At 66.7% G+C, this 2,379-nt stretch carries 3 protein-coding genes; all 3 read right to left on the reverse strand.

The genetic code is table 11. The annotated features are described in order from the left end of the window. The coding region (locus BG35_RS0109210) for a glycosyltransferase (RefSeq protein WP_025782588.1) at positions 1-938 on the reverse strand (938 nt) is incomplete at its 3' end. Positions 939-1,069: 131 nt separating this feature from the next. Then, positions 1,070-1,798 carry a 16S rRNA (guanine(527)-N(7))-methyltransferase RsmG gene (locus BG35_RS0109215; RefSeq protein WP_025782589.1) on the reverse strand — a complete coding sequence of 243 codons (729 nt, stop codon included), beginning with the start codon at positions 1,796-1,798 and terminating at the stop codon, positions 1,070-1,072. Between the two features lie 21 nt (positions 1,799-1,819). Continuing rightward, positions 1,820-2,379 (reverse strand): pseudouridine synthase (locus BG35_RS0109220; RefSeq protein WP_025782590.1); only part of this gene is annotated, 560 nt, incomplete at its 5' end.

Below are 2,379 nucleotides of genomic sequence, written 5' to 3' on the forward strand. Positions count from 1 at the left end.
AGATTGTGGTAATCCACCAGTTCCAACACCTGTTGGAACACCTCCCGTTGTTCCCGATCCGCCTTGCGGATGTCCCGACGGGATCCCATCAGCAGGATGAGATTCCCCTGGCGCCGCAACCGTTCCGAACTGCCGAAGGCGGCCACCAGGGCGGGGATATTCTTGCGGCGATCCGCCCGGGAGAGGGCCAGCACCGGCGGCCGCTGGGGCTGGCGCAGAAATTGCCCCAGCAGGTCATCCAATGCCGTGGACGGCGGGTCACCCTCCCGGGCCGGACGGAAGCGCTCCAGGTTCACACCCGGAGCAATAACCGTGGCCAATTCCGGGTGAAAGCGGCCATAGCGGGCGTATTGATCCGTTGCCTCCTGACGGGTGCTGGTCACCACCAGCCGGCTTTGGGCCAGGGCCAACTCCTCGGCGTCAATGCGCAGGCTCATGGCGTAGGTCTTCTCGATCTGGGCCCGGGTCTGGCCGGTGCCCAGCAGGCGGCGCAACTTCTCCCGCCCCAGGGAATGACCCGTAAACAGCAGGGGAATTTCCAGCCGGCGGCTCACCAGAGCCCCCACGTATCCCCCATCGGCATAGTGGGCATGAATCCAGTGGGGCCGCTGGCCGCGGCGACAGATGTGGTGGATGAGTTCATCCGCCAGTTCATCCAGGTGGGGCCAGAGCAGTTCCTTGCGGAGGTAGCGTCTGGGGCCGAAGGGGAGACGCACAATCTGAGCGCCCGGGCAAACGGTCTCCTCCCGGCGGCTGTAATCGCTGGACACCCGACGGTCCTCAATGAGTCGGGTAACCACCTCAACCCGCTGCACGTTCTCCTGTGCGGCCAGGGCCTTGACCAACTCCAGCACGTAGAGGGTTTGCCCTCCGGTGTCCGCATCACGGCCCAACTCAAGGTTGCGCCCCCGAAACAGGCCGTGAAGGTGGAGGTGCAAAAGATACAAGGGCCACACCACCACAAACTGCTTTTATTGTGGCCACGCAAAAGAATAAAGTCAGGATCCGCCGGGTAGTCGCAGCAGACTGCAACAGAGGGGTTGCGCCGGCGTGTTTCCGTTGGGGCCGTTCAGGCGTTGGGATCAGCCGTTGGCGGCGAAGATGCTGTGGCCAGGGGGCGCCTGGCCGGGACGCCCACAGCACGGGGATAGGAGGCAGGGCAGGGCGTCTCCGCCTCCAGGATCAGCACGTGACGCTGGCCGCGGTTGGCGGGAAGCAGACAACGCTCCCTGGCGCGGATTCGACAACCCAACTGCCGGGCCGCCTGTTGCAAAGCCTGGTGATCCGCTCCGCTCCAGCGGCCCCGGTAGAGGAGCGCCAGGCCGCCGCGGCCCAGAAGCGGCGCCAGATATTCCGCCGCCACCGGCGCCGGCGCCACCCCTCGGGCCACCGCCACGTCAAACCGGCCCCGGTATCGGCCATCCCGACCCAAGAACTCGGCCCGTGTACAGACCACCTCCACCCGCGCCTGCAAGCCAAGGGCGCCGACCATGGCCTGCACCGCAGCACATTTGCGCTGTAGGGAATCCACCAGCACCCAGCGGCTCTCCGGCAGGGCAATGGCCAGCACCAGGCCTGGAATGCCGCCGCCGGCGCCCACGTCCACACCCCGCAGAGGGCCATGGAACGGGGGATTCATGCGGCTGAGGGGCCACAGGGAATCCTGCACCTGGGCCACCCAATAGTCGTCCCCCTCCACCAACCTGGTGAGATTGCAGCGGCTGTTCCACTGGCGCAGTTGCTGCTGCAAGAGCGCCAGGGCCTGATGCTGGGCTGGAGACAGGGGGATCAACGCCATTGTTCTTCTGTCAGCTTGGATTCAGATTTCTGCATCGATAGCCAGCAGCAGGTCATGGTCATGGGTCTTCAGCCAGCGCCAGGAGCCGCTGGCCAGGGAGCCCAGCGCCAGGCCGCCTATCGCCAAACGCTGCAGGCGCCGCACCGGGTGTCCCAGTTGATCGGCAATGCGACGAATCTGGCGGTTCCGCCCCTCCCGCAACACAATCCGCAAACAACTGCCCATGGGGCTGCGGTGCTCCAATTCGATCCGGGCGGGCCGAGTCCGGCGACCATCCAGCACCAGCCCGGAGCGCCAAGCGGCCAGGCGGTCGGCGCTGGGGACCCCCGCCAGCCAGACCCGGTAGGTCTTGCTGTGGCCATGGCGGGGATGGGTGAGGCGCAGGGCCAGGTCCCCGTCGTTGGTGAGCAGCAGGGCGCCTTCACTATCCCGGTCCAGGCGGCCCACGGGGTAGAGGCCCTCTCCTGCAGCGGGGGGCAGCAGATCCAGCACCGTGGGGCGGCCCTGGGGATCCCGGCGCGTGCAGAGCACCCCAGGGGGTTTATGGAGTAGCAGGGTGCGGCGTGGTTGCTGCTGGACAG

Source organism: Candidatus Synechococcus spongiarum SH4, from assembly GCF_000586015.1.
GTDB lineage: Bacteria > Cyanobacteriota > Cyanobacteriia > PCC-6307 > Cyanobiaceae > Synechococcus_B > Synechococcus_B spongiarum_F.